The 1,076-nt window shown below is 41.7% G+C and carries 1 protein-coding gene; it reads right to left on the bottom strand.

The window, feature by feature from the left end; genetic code table 11:
- Positions 1-110 precede the first annotated feature (110 nt).
- Entirely contained in the window at positions 111-935 is an 825-nt protein-coding gene (locus GTA51_RS21455) for a LamG-like jellyroll fold domain-containing protein (RefSeq protein ID WP_160964303.1), read from the bottom strand.
- Positions 936-1,076 lie beyond the last annotated feature (141 nt).

Genomic DNA, 1,076 nt, shown 5'->3' with positions numbered 1-1,076 from the left:
GTCGTTCACAGGAAGCCTCCGTCTGTTTGAACTTTGAGCGGTTCAAGCGATGGAGGCTTCCGATTCCCGGAACTGTCAAACTTTGTGAGTCCCCCGGCAGAGCCGGGGGTTTACTCGTTATTATTATCCATGTTTCCGTTGTAAAAAGTATTTACATTTCCAGAATCATCATCAGACTGGCCACCGACTACTAGATCAGCCTGATTTCGCCGAGGCGTGAAATTGCTCACCGCTGTCGAACTATCCAACGATCCATTTATATAAAACTTCATATCAAGTGCGCCCGAAGGTTTTTGCTCCCAAGTTATTGCAACATGTTGCCATTTATTTGCTGCAACAGTTGTTGCAGAAGTCGCTTCAACGTATTTCCATGAGCTTGAACCTCCGCAAAGACAATCTTTATTCGTTTTCGTACAAGATGTGTTTTCATTTCCTTCAATAAGAAACATTTTAAAAACATGATCAGACTTACCAGAAGGCCAGAACTGAAAAGTATACACTTCATCAGCAAATATACCATTATTGCATACAATTTTCGAAACACCCTTGTGAACCAATCCGGCATAGTCGTTCACGGCATCAGTAGGGTATAAAAAAACCATAATTGTTCCATTGTAAAATATATTATAGTCTTCAACAAATTTATGAACTACTCGCCCCCTGTAACTACTTGCGAATTTATAGCTATTGCCTTGTATTGCGTTCGTGACCACCTCAACACCACTATCACTCGAACCTTCAACCAAGCCATCATTATTTGTTGCAGACGAATCATCTGTAGTTCGCACTTTATTAGCGCCAGAGCCTGTTTCCACTATTTTATCGAACTTATCTTCAAGAATAGGAGTCGTTTTTTTCGTCGTTCGCACCACGGATTTATTTGATAAAATAAAATTCGCGACATCACCCTTCCCCTCCGAAGAAGCCCCAATCACATCTATATACCAGCTATCATTTCTGTCCGGCTAATTTAGAAGAGATAGCCTGCTAGAATTGTTTGGTTTTAAGCGTTGCCGTCGCGGGTCAATGAGGTCGAGAATTTCACATTGCTGAAACAGATTTCGTTGCACCAGCCG

It is taken from the genome of Solidesulfovibrio aerotolerans (genome assembly GCF_009856865.1).
GTDB classification, from domain to species: domain Bacteria; phylum Desulfobacterota; class Desulfovibrionia; order Desulfovibrionales; family Desulfovibrionaceae; genus Solidesulfovibrio; species Solidesulfovibrio aerotolerans.
Note: the sequence above shows the minus strand (reverse complement) of the source record. Positions and strands in the feature narration are given on the sequence as shown.